General features: G+C 45.2%; 15 protein-coding genes. 14 read left to right on the forward strand and 1 reads right to left on the reverse strand.

What is annotated here, in order from left to right; translation table 11 throughout:
- Positions 1-21 precede the first annotated feature (21 nt).
- From accC to DP120_RS11765, 13 genes are all read left to right on the forward strand, one after another.
- Entirely contained in the window at positions 22-1,371 is a 1,350-nt protein-coding gene (accC, locus tag DP120_RS11705; RefSeq protein ID WP_112223988.1) for an acetyl-CoA carboxylase biotin carboxylase subunit, read from the forward strand.
- A 14-nt stretch (positions 1,372-1,385) separates the two neighbouring features.
- Entirely contained in the window at positions 1,386-1,784 is a 399-nt protein-coding gene (locus DP120_RS11710; RefSeq protein ID WP_112223859.1) for an Asp23/Gls24 family envelope stress response protein, read from the forward strand.
- Positions 1,785-1,998: 214 nt separating this feature from the next.
- Positions 1,999-2,388 (forward strand): transcription antitermination factor NusB, encoded by a 390-nt coding sequence (gene nusB / locus DP120_RS11715; protein ID WP_112223860.1) that lies wholly within the window; start codon positions 1,999-2,001, stop codon positions 2,386-2,388.
- Between the two features lie 15 nt (positions 2,389-2,403).
- Complete coding sequence (gene folD / locus DP120_RS11720; protein WP_112223861.1) at positions 2,404-3,264, forward strand: bifunctional methylenetetrahydrofolate dehydrogenase/methenyltetrahydrofolate cyclohydrolase FolD; 861 nt, start codon at positions 2,404-2,406, stop codon at positions 3,262-3,264.
- 84 nt (positions 3,265-3,348) lie between these two features.
- The gene (xseA, locus tag DP120_RS11725; RefSeq protein ID WP_112223862.1) at positions 3,349-4,710 is read left to right on the forward strand and encodes an exodeoxyribonuclease VII large subunit; all 1,362 of its coding nucleotides are present in this window, start codon (positions 3,349-3,351) and stop codon (positions 4,708-4,710) included.
- Entirely contained in the window at positions 4,703-4,939 is a 237-nt protein-coding gene (locus DP120_RS11730; protein ID WP_112223863.1) for an exodeoxyribonuclease VII small subunit, read from the forward strand. The genes xseA and DP120_RS11730 overlap by 8 nt, the downstream gene beginning before the upstream one ends.
- Positions 4,936-5,814, forward strand: coding sequence for a polyprenyl synthetase family protein (locus DP120_RS11735; protein WP_112223864.1), 879 nt, complete (start codon positions 4,936-4,938; stop codon positions 5,812-5,814). The genes DP120_RS11730 and DP120_RS11735 overlap by 4 nt, the downstream gene beginning before the upstream one ends.
- Before the next feature lie 92 nt (positions 5,815-5,906).
- On the forward strand, positions 5,907-7,811 hold the full coding sequence (gene dxs, locus DP120_RS11740) for a 1-deoxy-D-xylulose-5-phosphate synthase (RefSeq protein WP_112223865.1): 1,905 nt from the start codon (positions 5,907-5,909) through the stop codon (positions 7,809-7,811).
- Positions 7,808-8,629, forward strand: a complete 822-nt coding sequence (locus DP120_RS11745; protein WP_112223866.1) for a TlyA family RNA methyltransferase — start codon at positions 7,808-7,810, stop codon at positions 8,627-8,629. The genes dxs and DP120_RS11745 overlap by 4 nt, the downstream gene beginning before the upstream one ends.
- A 102-nt stretch (positions 8,630-8,731) precedes the next feature.
- Complete coding sequence (gene ahrC, locus DP120_RS11750; protein WP_112223867.1) at positions 8,732-9,181, forward strand: transcriptional regulator AhrC/ArgR; 450 nt, start codon at positions 8,732-8,734, stop codon at positions 9,179-9,181.
- Between the two features lie 17 nt (positions 9,182-9,198).
- Entirely contained in the window at positions 9,199-10,896 is a 1,698-nt protein-coding gene (gene recN, locus DP120_RS11755; RefSeq protein WP_112223868.1) for a DNA repair protein RecN, read from the forward strand.
- Positions 10,897-10,931: 35 nt separating this feature from the next.
- Complete coding sequence (spo0A, locus tag DP120_RS11760; protein WP_112223869.1) at positions 10,932-11,690, forward strand: sporulation transcription factor Spo0A; 759 nt, start codon at positions 10,932-10,934, stop codon at positions 11,688-11,690.
- 163 nt (positions 11,691-11,853) lie between these two features.
- Entirely contained in the window at positions 11,854-12,573 is a 720-nt protein-coding gene (locus DP120_RS11765) for a glycerophosphodiester phosphodiesterase (protein WP_112223870.1), read from the forward strand.
- 46 nt (positions 12,574-12,619) lie between these two features.
- Here the strand turns inward: DP120_RS11765 and DP120_RS11770 are convergent, their stop codons facing one another.
- Positions 12,620-12,853 carry a DUF2627 domain-containing protein gene (locus tag DP120_RS11770; RefSeq protein WP_112223871.1) on the reverse strand — a complete coding sequence of 78 codons (234 nt, stop codon included), beginning with the start codon at positions 12,851-12,853 and terminating at the stop codon, positions 12,620-12,622.
- Positions 12,854-12,976: 123 nt separating this feature from the next.
- Here DP120_RS11770 and DP120_RS11775 point away from each other — a divergent pair, with 123 nt between their 5' ends.
- Complete coding sequence (locus DP120_RS11775) at positions 12,977-15,022, forward strand: sigma-54 interaction domain-containing protein (protein ID WP_112223872.1); 2,046 nt, start codon at positions 12,977-12,979, stop codon at positions 15,020-15,022.
- Positions 15,023-15,083: the final 61 nt, after the last annotated feature.

The following is a 15,083-nucleotide window of genomic DNA, read 5'->3' on the forward strand; positions in this document are numbered from 1 at the left end:
AAGGGGATTTGACCAATGACGATGAAAAAAGTGTTGATAGCAAACCGCGGTGAAATCGCCGTAAGGATTATCCGTGCATGCAAAGAAATGGATATCGAAACGGTTGCTGTATATTCGGAAGCTGACAAAGAGGCTTTGCATGTTGAATTGGCTGACGAAGCTTATTGCATCGGCCCGAAACTATCGAAAGACAGCTATTTGAACTTTTCCAATATCATCAGCGTCGCAAAACTGACAAATTGTGACGGGATCCACCCTGGATACGGTTTTTTGGCGGAAAATTCCAGTTTTGCTGAGCTTTGTGAAGAATGCGATATTATGTTCATCGGCCCTACTTCAGATGCCATCTCAAAAATGGGAACTAAGGATGTAGCCCGTGAAACGATGCGCAAAGCTGGGGTTCCGGTTGTTCCCGGTTCTACAGGGATTGTTGCAAGTGAAGAAGATGGCCTTGAAATTGCAGAAAAAATCGGTTTTCCGGTCATCATCAAAGCGACTGCCGGCGGCGGAGGTAAAGGAATCCGCGTGGCGAGAAGCCGCGAAGATTTCATTACTGGCCTTCGGATGACGCAAAAAGAAGCGGCTGCCGCTTTCGGGAATCCAGGCGTTTACATTGAGAAATTCATCGAAGATTTCCGACATATCGAGATTCAAGTCTTGGCAGATTCACATGGCAATGCTGTTCATCTAGGCGAGCGCGATTGTTCGATTCAGCGCCGCATGCAAAAATTGGTGGAAGAAGCACCTTCGCCTGCCCTGTCTCCTGAACTGCGCACTGAAATGGGAGACGCGGCAGTCAAAGCTGCTCTTGCAGTGGATTACCGCGGAGCGGGTACGGTGGAATTCATTTTCGACGCTGTAAACCAGAAATTCTATTTCATGGAAATGAATACACGGATTCAAGTGGAACATCCGGTAACGGAAATGATCACCGGCGTAGATTTGATCCAGCAGCAATTGAGAGTAGCTTCCGGTGAAACATTAAGTTTCGGCCAGGAAGATATCACTTTCAAAGGATGGTCGATCGAATGCCGCATCAACGCTGAAAATCCGGCGAAGAATTTTATGCCGTCAGCGGGACGCGTAGATATGTATCTTCCTCCGGGCGGCCTAGGTGTCCGCATCGACTCTGCAATGTATTCGGGATACAGCATCCCTCCATATTATGACTCGATGGTCGCAAAACTGATCACATTTGCTGATACACGCGAAGAGGCGGTTGCTAAGATGAAACGTGCACTCGGTGAGTTTGTCATCGAAGGCGTATTCACGACAATCCCATTCCATTTAAAATTAATGGATCACGAAGTTTTCAAATCAGGCGATTTCAACACGAAATTCCTTGAGAAATACGATGTATTGAATTCCTAGGGAGGAATGTCAAAATGGCAGAAAAAACGATTCCGTATGTAAAAATGAAACCGACTAATAAACAGGACCTTGGAAACATCGAAGTGGCTCCTGAAGTTTTGGAAATCATCGCAAGCATAGCAGCATCAGATATTGAAGGCGTTGCCAGCATGCGCGGTAATTTTGCCTCAGGCGTAGTCGAGCGTCTTGGTAAAAAGGTGCATGGCAAAGGCATAAAAACCGAGCTTGCAGCAGACGGTTTGATGATTGATGTCTATTGTGTCATCAATTATGGTGTTTCAATTCCGCAAACTGCTCAAAAAATTCAGGAGCAGGTTCGCCAGACTCTTGAAAATATGACTTCACTGCAGACGCAGGAAGTGAATGTCCATATTACAGGCATCCAGTTTGAATCCCAGCAGCATATCGATTAATAAGAAAAAGCCAGCCCAGGCACCGAACCGGTGTGAAGGGGCGGCTTTTTTGATTTGGCTGGGTTCATTGCGGATAGAGATTTGGCAGCCAGCAGGCAAATTATTCTGCCCGCTGGCTGCTGCTCTATTTTCCGAACATTTCAAACATGGAAGTTCCGGTGTATTATCTGTATAATGAGGGGTAATTAGCAGTGAAAAGGAGACCGGGTTTATTATGAAACGACATGAAGCACGTGAAAAAGCACTCCAGACTCTATTTCAATTGGAGGGCACGGAACTTACGATGGCCGAAGCGATCGAGCACGTTATGAACGGAGAAAACGACAATTTCTATACACTGTTGGTCGAAGGAACCTATTCAAACATGGCTGATATCGATGATAAATTAAAAGGGCATCTGGAAAATTGGTCGTTGGAAAGATTGCCGAAAATTGAACGTACAATCCTCCGAATGGCGGTTTTCGAACTGGCTTATATGGAAGATGCTCCATCCCGCGTCATCATGAACGAAGCGATCGAACTGAGCAAAACCTTCGGCGATGAAAAATCTAGCCGCTTCGTCAATGGTGTTTTATCAAAGTTTACAGACGAACTAGAAAATTAATTTGGAGGGATTTACTTGTCAGCCACTTTAATCGATGGAAAAGCTACCAGCCAGAAAATCAAAAGCCAAATAGCAGTTCGCGTTGAACAATTAGCGCAACAAGGAATTGTTCCGGGATTGGCGGTCGTCCTGATCGGCGACAACCCGGCTTCCCATACATATGTCAAAAATAAAAAGAAAACATGTGAAGCCCTTGGCATGCGCTCTGATTTATTGGAGTTCCCGGAATCCTTCGGAGAAGGCGAACTGCTGGAAGTGATCAGCAATTTGAACAATGACCCGGAAATCCACGGCATCCTTGTACAATTGCCGCTTCCAGGGCATATTGATGAATTTAAAGTGATACTGGCAATTGATCCTGATAAAGATGTTGATGGGTTCCACCCCGTTTCTGTAGGGAACATGATGATTGGCCGTGAGGCATTTCTGCCGTGCACACCACATGGGATTATGAAACTTCTTGAAGAATATCATATCGATCCGGCAGGCAAGCACGCGGTCGTCATCGGCAGAAGCAATATCGTCGGAAAGCCGGCAGGGCAGCTTCTGCTGCAAAGGGATGCGACTGTCACTTACTGCCATTCCAGAACCGTAGATCTGGCCGAGTATACCCGCAAGGCGGACATACTCATTTCGGCGGTGGGCAGGGCCAAGTTTCTCGGAAAAGAGTACATTAAGCCGGGTGCTGTGGTGATTGATGTCGGCATGAACCGTGACGAAAATGGGAAATTATGCGGTGATGTGGATTTTGAAGATGTACTGGACACGGCTTCCCATATTACCCCAGTGCCCGGCGGCGTCGGTCCGATGACTATCGCTATGCTCATGGAGAACACGCTTCTTTCGGCTGAAAGAGGATTAACGGAGACAAAATGAGCCTGAGCATGTAAAATAATAAGAAACAAAGCTGTTTTTCGAAAGAAAGACAGCTTTTTAATATGGAAGATAGGGGCTGAAAACTTGACGTCCGACCCATACTTAAGTGTAAAAGCGTTAACGAAATACATAAAAAAGAAGTTTGATGCTGATCCCCATTTGCGCGATGTTTATGTAAAAGGGGAACTTTCAAATGTGAAGATCCATACAAGCGGCCACATTTACTTTACATTGAAAGACAGTTCTTCCCGGCTTCCGGCGGTGATGTTCGCAACGAATGCACGCTCTGTAAAATTCAAACCCGAAAGTGGCATGACCGTATTGATACGCGGGGATGTCTCCGTCTATGAAGCTTCCGGACAGTATCAGCTCTATGCACAGTCAATGCAACCGGACGGCATAGGGGATTATTACCTGGCTTTTGAACAGTTGAAGAAAAAACTCTTAGCAGAAGGTTTTTTTAATCCATCCCATAAAAAGCAATTACCGAAATATCCGGAAAAGATAGCAGTTGTTACTGCGCCTACTGGAGCAGCGGTCAGAGATATCATCATCACCCTGAATCGGCGCTACCCGATGGCAAAAGTCACGATTTTTCCGACGCTGGTGCAAGGGGAGCAGGCCACAAGATCGATTGTCCAGTCGATACAGGCTGCCAATGACTCAGCTTTTGATGTCATGATCGTTGGGCGTGGAGGCGGATCGATTGAAGACCTTTGGGCTTTTAATGAAGAAGCGGTTGCCCGGGCGATTTTCGATTCCCGCATTCCGGTCATTTCCGCCGTCGGCCACGAAACTGATACGACCATTGCTGATTTTGTCGCCGACCTGCGTGCAGCAACACCGACTGCTGCAGCTGAACTAGCTGTTCCGAGCCGGTCAGAATTGCTCGACAGGGTTATTACCCAGCAAAGCGGCATGTACCGTATCATTTCGAACATCCTTGACAGAGAGAAGACGGCGCTAAGAAAACTGACGACCTCAATGCCTTTCGCATATCCCGACCGCTTATACCGACCGTTCATTGAAAGGGTAGAACGTGCGACGGATTCGCTTCAGCGGGAAGTGTTCCAGCACCTTAACCGGTCGAGGGAACGGTTTACAAACCTTGACCGCCAATTGGCCAATCGCATCCCGGCCCAGCGGATCAGACAATCCCAGTCGGATATAAGCCAATTGCAGAAAAGATTGGAGCAATCCACGCTGCAGTCAATGAACAACAATAAAATGAAATTGACATCCGCCATCCGGACACTTGATGCACTGAGCCCATTAAAGCTGATGGAACGGGGCTATACTATACCGTATAAAGACGGAGAAGTGGTTAAAAGCATCCATCAAGTAAAAGCTGGAGACGAGCTAAAAGTGACAATGCAGGACGGTACTGTTGAAGCGACCGTCGTAAAAACCATTCCAACAACAAAAGGGGAGCATAATAATGGCTGAAAAGAAAATCATGTTCAACGATGCGATGCAGCAATTGGAAGAGATCGTCCGCCAATTGGAACAAGGGGATGTGCCTCTTGAAGAAGCATTGACTTTGTATCAAAAAGGCATGGAATTATCCAAAGTGTGCCACGATAAATTGCAGAATGCAGAAGAGCAATTAGTAACGATGATGAAAGATGGGAAAGAAACGCCTGTTGATATTGGAAAGGACGGTACCCCGAAATGAAGCTGAATGACTTTCGCAGCTATTATGAACCGTTGATCCAGCAGGAATTGCTGGATCAGATTTCTTCCCTGTCAATTCCGGATTCACTCAAGGAATCCATGAACTATTCGCTGCAGGCAGGAGGCAAGCGCATCCGTCCGATTCTTTTGCTGGCAGTAATGCACGAGCTTGGCCATAATCATCCGGATGCGTTGAAAGTTGCCGCAGCTGTTGAAATGATCCATACCTACTCGCTGATTCATGATGACTTGCCAAGTATGGATGATGATGATTTAAGAAGAGGCATGCCAACCAACCATAAGGTCTTTGGTGAAGCAGTAGCCATCCTTGCCGGTGATGCATTAGTGACATACAGTTTCGGCTTGATTGCGCGCCTTGAAAATGTTTCAAGCGACGACAAAGTGCAATTGATCGACCTGATGAGTGTATCCGCCGGTGCCGAAGGAATGGTAGGCGGACAAATACTCGATATTGAAGGCGAAGAGAAAAAGCTGGAATTGAAGGAACTTGAACAGGTGCACCGGTTGAAAACCGGCGCATTGCTGACTTTCAGTATTCTGGCAGGAGCGATTCTTGCGCAGGCAAAACCTGAAACCATTATGTCGTTGACGCGTTTTGGAGAACATCTGGGCCTTGCATTCCAAATACAGGACGATATCCTGGATGTGACTGGTACCTCGGAAGAACTCGGCAAGACGGCAGGAAAAGATGAAAATAGTGAAAAAAGTACGTATCCCGGCATTTTGACTTTGCCGAGAGCCAAAGAAAAACTGGATTATCATGCGTCTGAAGCATTGGCTGCAATTGAAGGGCTGGACGGGGAAATGGCGTTATTGAAAGAATTGACCGCCATGATTGTCAAAAGAAAAAACTGACAATAGTTCCTCCCGTTTGTACATTCGCTGACAATTGATATAATGTAGAGAGAAATAAAGACGGAAAAATTTTTAAAAAGGTGTGTGATGGAATGGATCTTCATACGATTACTAGTCCATCTTTCTTAAAAGAGCTGAACAACGAGCAGCTCGTCGAATTAAGTGAAGATATCAGACGATTTTTAATAGAGAACTTATCAAAAACCGGAGGCCATATCGGCCCCAATCTCGGTGTTGTCGAATTGACGATTGCACTTCACCGTGTTTTCGACAGCCCGTCCGATAAATTGATATGGGATGTAGGGCACCAGTCCTACGTTCATAAGATTCTTACCGGGAGAGCTTCGCAGTTTGATACATTGCGTCAGTTCAAAGGCCTCTGCGGTTTTCCGAAGCGCAATGAGAGCGACCACGATGTATGGGAAACCGGCCATAGTTCAACATCGTTATCTGCAGCAATGGGGATGGCAGCTGCCCGTGATATTAAGAAAGCCAAAAACCATGTTATACCAATTATCGGAGACGGTGCGCTGACAGGCGGAATGGCCCTGGAAGCATTGAATCACATCGGCCACGCCAATACCGATATGGTAGTTATTCTGAATGACAACGAAATGTCAATCGCACCAAACGTTGGTGCTTTGCATTCGATGCTTGGAAGAATGCGGACTGCCGGAAAATACAATAAAGTCAAAGATGATCTTGAGTACCTTCTTAAGAAAGTACCGGCAGTTGGCGGCAAGCTTGCCTCTACAGCAGAGCGGGTTAAAGACAGCCTGAAATATCTATTGGTATCCGGTATGTTTTTCGAAGAGCTCGGATTCACTTATCTTGGTCCTATTGATGGTCACGATCTGGAAGAATTGGAAGACAATCTTCAATATGCCAAAAAAGTGGGCGGACCTGTCCTGCTGCACGTCGTTACGAAAAAAGGAAAAGGCTTTTTGCCTGCAGAACAGGATAAAATCGGCACATGGCACGGAACTGGCCCTTATAAAATCGATACCGGTGATCTTGTAAAATCATCATCGAAAGCACCTTCTTGGAGCGGTTTGATTGCGGAAACTGTCCGCAAGCTGGCTCGCACAGACGAGCGCATCGTGGCAATTACACCGGCAATGCCTGTAGGTTCCAAGCTTGAAGGCTTTGCTTCCGAATTCCCGAATCGTTTCTATGATGTGGGAATCGCTGAACAGCATGCCACAACCATGTCTGCCGGACTCGCTACACAGGACATGAAACCTTTCCTTGCCATCTATTCGACATTCCTTCAACGCGCTTATGACCAGGTTGTCCATGATATTTGCCGCCAGAATCTGAATGTCTTTATCGGCATTGACCGCTCCGGTTTGGTAGGGGCAGACGGCGAGACGCATCAGGGTGTATTTGATGTCGCATTCCTCCGCAACCTGCCAAATATGGTGGTCATGATGCCGAAAGATGAAAACGAAGGTCAGCATATGGTCAAAACAGCCATCGACTATAACGGAGGTCCCATTGCATTGCGTTATCCGCGGGGCAATGGTCTTGGTGTAGAAATGGATGATGAGCTTAAAGCCTTGAAAATCGGCAGCTGGGAAGTTTTAAGAGAAGGCAGCGATGCCGCCATTCTTACTTTCGGCACGACAATTCCGATGGCGATGGATGCCGCTGAAAAACTTGCAGAAAACGGCATCAATTCAGAGGTGGTCAATGCAAGATTCATTAAACCGTTGGACGAAGAAATGCTCCATGGTATTTTCAAACGCAATATTCCCGTGCTGACAGTTGAAGAAGCGATTCTGCAAGGCGGTTTCGGCAGTGCTGTTCTGGAATTTGCCCATGAAAATGGTTATCACGATGCCGTTATCGATCGTATGGGAATACCTGACCAATTCATAGAACATGGAGATGTAGCTGAATTGATGGATGAAATTCACTTGAACAGCGATCAAATCATAAGCACTGTAAAAAGCCAGATTCCTGAAAAATCACAGGCAGGTTACAAAGCTCTATGAATAAGATAAAAAAAGAGCGTGTGGATGTTCTCCTTGTTGACAGGGGAATATGTGAAACACGTGAAAAAGCAAAACGGGCCATCATGGCTGGAATCATCTATTCCGGTTCTGAGCGGATGAATAAACCGGGAGAAAAAATCTCTTCGGATGCTCCTCTCCAAATGAAAGGCAATGATTTGAAATATGTCAGCCGGGGCGGCTTGAAACTTGAAAAAGCCCTGGCTGAATTCGACTTGTCTGTAGAAGGGAAACTGATGCTGGATATCGGTTCTTCCACCGGTGGCTTCACGGACTGCGCTTTGCAGAACGGCGCTGCCCATTGTTACGCCCTCGACGTTGGCTATAACCAACTGGCGTGGAAAATCAGGCAGGACGAACGTGTAACGGTTATGGAGCGGACGAATTTCCGCCATTCCAAACCGGAAGATTTTACAGAAGGACTGCCTGAATTCGCCAGTATCGATGTATCTTTTATTTCATTGAAGATTATCCTTCCAGTATTGAAAACAATCCTGGTGCCTGGCGGGGACGTAATAGCCCTTGTAAAACCTCAATTCGAAGCAGGCAGAGAAAATGTCGGCAAAAAAGGCATTATACGAGATCCGAAAATCCATAAGGATGTTCTTATCAAAGTAGGCCGGTTTGCATCTGAAGCTGGTTTCCATATCCGGAATATGTCTTTTTCCCCTATTACTGGAGGGGAAGGCAATATTGAATTTCTCTTCCATTTGCAATCTGCTTTCGAAGGCGAAGAAATCGATGGTATTTCGGAACCCTTGGCAGACCAGACTGTGAAACTGGCTCATGAAAATCTCTAGCAGGCAAACACATTCCTTCGGGCATGTGTTTTCTTGTTTTTACAAACATTTAAGGTTACGATATAAAAGAATTAGAATAATTATTCATTCAGGGGGCGCATTATGAATAAAGGACAACGCCATATAAAGATCCGCGATCTCATTTCGAACCGAGAGATTGAAACACAGGATGAATTGGTGGATATATTGAAAGCCGGAGGGTATGAAGTTACTCAAGCTACGGTATCCAGAGACATTAAAGAGCTGCATCTTGTGAAGGTGCCTTTGCAGGATGGACGCTATAAATACAGTTTGCCAGCAGACCAGCGCTTTAATCCCATGCAAAAGTTGCATCGGGCACTTACCGATGCTTTTGTCAGCATCGACGGCGCCAGCCATTTTCTGATCATGAAAACTTTGCCCGGCAATGCCCATGCAATCGGTTCCTTGATCGACCATCTTGACTGGCCGGAAATTTTGGGAACCATATGCGGAGACGATACCTGTCTGATTATCTGCAGGGATATCGAACATCGTGACATATTAAAACAGCGATTGATTGAAATGCTTTGATAAAGAGGTGAAATGGTATGCTTCGTGAATTGGATATACGAAATTTTGCTATTATAGATAATTTAACAGTCAGTTTTACCGATGGACTTACCGTATTAACCGGCGAAACGGGTGCAGGAAAGTCAATAATCATCGATGCTGTCAACCTTTTGGCAGGCGGCAGGGGCAGCCAGGAATTTATCCGGCATGGAGCGAATAAAGCCGAGATTGAAGGGCTTTTTTCCATTGAGAATCCTAAACATCCCGTTTTTCGCAAAATGGATGAGCTGGGAATCGATTCTGCTGAAGGTGATGTATTGTTGCGCCGCGAGCTGAATGATAAAGGGAAAAACGTATGCAGGATAAACGGTAAAATGGTGACGATTTCCATTTTAAGGGAAGTCGGCGGTGCCTTGATCGATATTCACGGCCAGCATGAAACACAGGAATTGATGGATGAAAAACGGCATCTGCATCTTTTGGACCAATACGCAGGAAAAAGCCTTTTAAAAGCGAAAGCCAGTTACTCAAATACTTATGAAAAGTACATGAAGCTTAAACGCGAATTTTCTTCGTATAATGAAAATGAGCAGCAGATTGCACAGCGTATTGATTTATTGACCTTTCAGTTAAGGGAAATCGAAGCAGCTGAACTTGTTGCCGGGGAAGAAGAAGAACTGGCAATGGAACGAAAAAAACTGCAGAACTTCAATAAAATCTATGAATCAGTGGCTGCAGCACATGAGGCGATTCAAGGTGAAACCAAAGGTCTGGATTGGGTAGGATCTGCAATGTCAGAACTCGAACATGCCGCCTCTGTAGACGAAACATACCAAAGCCATTCGGAAATGGTCAGTGGGGCTTTTTATCAATTGCAGGATACAGCGACAGAGATCAAACGGATGCTCGACCAAATGGAGTTCGATCCTGCACGGCTTAACGAAATCGAGCAGCGTCTCGCCGCTATTCAAGGACTGAAGAGGAAATACGGCGCCTCCGTGGAAGATATCCTGTTGTATCAGGAGACCCAGACCGACGAATTGGATAAATTATTAAACCGTGACCAGCGTCTTCAACTTGACCAGCAAAAACTGAAAGAATTGAATGAGGATTTAAAAGTCGAGGCAGAAGAGCTGACTTTACTTAGAAAGAAAGCAGCTACTCGGTTAAGTAAGGACATTATGGAGCAGCTTCGCGAATTGCATATGGGCAAGGCTGCATTTGAAGTGGTTTTCGAACCGTTTGCACCGGGCAAATTTGACCGAAACGGCGGGGATTCAATTGCGTTCCATATTTCAACAAATTTGGGCGAACCCTTAAAGCCTTTGACGAAAGTCGCTTCAGGCGGTGAATTATCCCGAATGATGCTTGCTCTAAAAACGATTTTTTCGAAGCACCAAGGAATCACTTCCATCATTTTCGATGAAGTCGACACGGGGGTCAGCGGCCGCGTAGCACAGGCGATAGCAGAAAAAATTGCGGCTATATCCGTGCATTCCCAGGTATTGTGCATTTCTCACTTGCCGCAGGTTGCTGCAATGGCCGACCAGCATCTATTCATTGAAAAACGAATCGAGAAGAAACGCACTATAACAGCGGTCCATGAATTGGACGGCCGTGAGCGGACGGAAGAGATGAGCAGGATGCTCTCTGGAGCAGAAATTACAGAATTGACTTTGCAGCACGCAGATGAACTGCTTAAGCTTGCTAAAGACCGGAAGCTTGCGATGAGATAAAACTCCACCGGGCAGTTACAGGAGGACGAGAAATAATGGAAAAGATAACTATCGCGATTGCCGATGATAATCGCCAATTAGCGGATATGATGGTAGAATACCTGAACTTGCAAGAAAATATGGAAGTCGTAGCAGTAGCCCATAACGGAAAAGAATGCATCGAAATGCTGAAGAAGCAAAAAGTGGACATTCTCCTTTTGGATAATATCATGCCTTTCCTTGATGGCATCGGTGTTTTGGACGTCATCAAAGGAGAAGAGGAACTGAAGGATGTGCGGGTCATCATGTTATCCGCATTCGGCCAGGACACTTTAATGAGCCAGGCTGCTCAAAATGGTGCTTCTTATTTCATCATGAAACCGTTTGAGCTCGACCGGCTGGCTTTGCAGATTGAACATATTATGGAAGAGCAGGCCAGGGAGCCGGAAGTTAAAGATGACCCAATTACTGCTGTCATCAAGGAAATCGGGATTCCGCCACATATTAACGGTTATATCTACTTAAAGGAAGCTGTCAACCTGGTTTTGGAAGACCCGAATATAATCCATAAAGTGACCAAGTCGCTTTATCCTGGAATAGCTGAAAGGTTTGATACGACTTCCACACGTGTTGAACGTTCTATCCGTCACGCGATTGAGCTTGTCTGGAATCGCGGAGATATTAAAGCTATAGCACAAACCTTCGGATACAGTGAAGAATATTTGAAAAATCGGCCGGCAAATTCAGAGTTTATTGCTATGCTGTATGACACGGTCAGCCGTAATATGGAAAATGAAAGTGCCAATGCAGAGTAGCGGCAACAAGTTTTCCACTTCTAAGAGGGCATCAGAAAATATTATTTCTGGAGCCCTTTTTCTATACGGATAACTGTACATCCTTGGCAGGCATGATAAAATGGCTACGGACGGCATTAACTATTTGTCATTTGAAAATCCTTAAGCAGAAAGCGTGATATAGGTGCAGACTATTGAAATATACAGCCATCGCGGTGCTTCTTCTTCAGCACTCGAAAATACATGGACTGCTTTTCGAAGAGCTTGTGAGCTTGATGTAGGTATTGAACTGGACGTGCAGATTACGAAAGACGGAGTCGTGCTGGTATTCCACGATGATAACTTGAAAAGGCTGGGTGGCAAAAACCTGAATATAGCCGATATTGATTATGAAAAAGTGAAAGATTTAAAAATTGGCAAACGGGGTCGGCGGAAGTTTTCGGATGATCGCATTCCTCTGGCATATGAAGTTTTTCATTGGGCAAAAGAAAAAAAGGTTCCATTGAATATAGAGATTAAAGAATCGTTCGCTGTACACCCGGAAGGCCCGGAAATTTTGGCTGCCATGCTTGAAGGACTGAAGGATATCCATTTGTCTTCTTTCAACAGCGGGCTTCTGAAGGAAATGAAAAGATTAAAACCGGATATCGAAACAGCTCTGGTAGTCAAAAGGAATTTTTCTTTAATGCTATTGAAACAGCTGCCATGGATTGACGGTATCCATCTTCATAAACGCCTTTATTCAGAAAATCTTATAGCCAAACTGAAGGACATGGAGAAGACGATAAGGGTTTATGGAATTGTGGGAACAGAACAAGCTGTAAAACAGCCTTCGCAGTATCTTTCAGGGGTCATAACTGATTACCCAGCGAAAATAAAAGAAAAAATGCGTCTGCCGGAATAAGGCAGACGCATTTTTTAATGGGCGGTTTCGCTTTTCTTTACCCAGACTACTTTTGAAATCTCTTTGATACTGTCCCTTTTTTCCGGTCCCGGTTTAACAGGAAGCCGGCGAAAAAGCCGATGCCCAAAATAGTAAAAAGAAGACCAAGCGAGAATTGAAGCCAAAGTACAGGATATGGTTCCAGCAATTTATTGAATACGGAATCCCTCATCAGTTTAATGCCGTAAGCGGCCATAATTCCGGGAATTAAAAGAATGATGAATGCAATTAGACGTCCCATGTTTCCACTCCTTCTTTGTCTATTGTTCCGATTTCCATTAAAGTTGTCAAGAATTCATACCTGAGGTACCCTTAAATAAGGATTGCAATCTATTGCATGGTCAGTAAAGGAGTTTGAATTATCTTGCAAAAAGTATTAATTATTGGCGGCGGCGCAGGCGGCTCGGCCGTTCTTGAATTGCTTCGTGATTCAGAGAATCTGGATATGGTTGGCATTGCGGATATCAATCCTGCAGCTCCGGCACTGGATCTTGCGAAAGAACTGGGCATCACCATAAAAAACAGCTATAAGGATTTTGGTACAAACGATTTTGACATCGTCATCAATGTTTCTGGAAGCAACGAAGTGCAGCGGCAACTGGAAGATTATTTTCCCGGCAGTACGGTCATCATTCCCGGAAGTATTGCTAACTTCATCGTAAAGCTGATTAATGAGAAAGAACATTTCATCAAAAAACTAAGCGGCGAAAGCCATAAGCAAAACATCATCTTTAATTCGATCGAAGAAGGAATGATAGGCATTGACCAAACCAGCCATATCATTTTCATGAACCGCTCCGCTTCCCGGATGCTTGAAAAGGATTCAGGGGATGTCATCGGCAAACACATCCATGAATTGATCTCCACGAGTGAACTCCCGCGCATCTATGAAACAGGAAGAATCGAATTGAACCGGGAATTGCAATTGAAAAACGGGTTGAAAATTGTGACATCCCGCTTCCCGATGATTGATGAGAATGGTGAAATCATAGGGGCGTTTGCTGTTTTTCAGGATATTACGGAAGTGGTTTCACTGGCGGAAGAAATAACGGATCTGAAAGAAATACAGACCATGCTTCAGGCAATTATCCAGTCCAGTGATGACGCCATTTCAGTTGTGGATGAGAACGGCTATGGCCTGCTTGTTAACCCTGCTTATACAAGAATCACCGGTTTGCAGATGGAGGATGTCGTCGGGCAGCCTGCCTCTGCCGATATTTCCGAAGGGGAAAGCATGCATTTAAGGGCTTTGCAGACGAGAAAGCCGGTGCGCGGTGTAAATCTTAAAGTAGGTCCTGCAAATCGGGAAGTAATCGTCAATGTAGCACCCATCATTGTGGATAATATCCTGAAAGGCAGTGTGGGTGTCATTCATGACACGACAGAAATAAGGTCTCTTATGAAAGAGCTTGACCGTGCAAGAAGCATTATCCGGACACTGGAATCAAAATACACTTTTGACGATATCATCGGCTTATCTCCTGAAATGCAACTGTCATTGCAACAGGCCAAGCTGGCTGCACAAACGCCTGTCACTGTATTGCTCCGCGGGGAATCCGGTACAGGCAAAGAGTTGTTCGCTCACGCCATACATAGTGCGAGTGACCGGAAATACAATAAATTTGTCCGTGTAAACTGTGCGGCTTTATCTGAAGAATTGCTGGAGAGTGAGCTTTTTGGCTATGAGGAAGGTGCAATGCCTGGAGTCAAAAGCGGTGAAAAGAAAGGGTTGTTTGAAGAGGCGAATAACGGCAGTATCTTTATAGATGAAATCGGTGAATTATCGCCAGCCATACAAAGTAAGTTATTGAGGGTGCTGCAGGAACACGAAACTCTCCGGATAGGAGGGAGCAAACCCGTTCCTGTTAATGTCCGGGTCATCGCTTCAACAAACGCGAATATGGAGAAAGCATTGCTTGACGGAACTTTCAGGGAAGACCTCTATTACCGCCTCAACCGAATGCCGATCCTTATTCCCCCTCTTCGGAGCAGAAAACAGGATATTCCACGTATAGTGGACCGGCTGCTGATGAAATTGAATCAGGAGTATGGCAGAAACGTTGAAAGTGTCACCGATAAAGCATTGCAGCTTTTGCGTTTATACGATTGGCCCGGGAACGTCAGGGAACTGGAGAATGTCATCAGCCGAGCTATGATCTTTATGAATATCAATGAAAAAGTACTGACAGAAAAAAATATACCATTGAATATGATCAAAGCGGCAGAAGCCAAAAACGAAGTTGCCATCGAAAGTGGCAGCCCTCTCCAAGAGCAGCTGGATACTGTTGAAAGGGGAATCCTGCAACGGGCCATCGAAGAAAACAATGGAAACAAATCGAAGACTGCCAAATCACTGGATATATCTTTGAGAACTTTATATTACAAGCTGGAAAAGTTCGGGTTGACCTGAATTGCAACTAATTGCACGTTTTTGCAAGAATTTGCAAAGAGTTCGGCTGTTTTCACTTGAT

It is taken from the genome of Planococcus halotolerans (assembly GCF_003289955.1).
In the GTDB taxonomy this organism is placed as follows: domain Bacteria; phylum Bacillota; class Bacilli; order Bacillales_A; family Planococcaceae; genus Planococcus; species Planococcus halotolerans.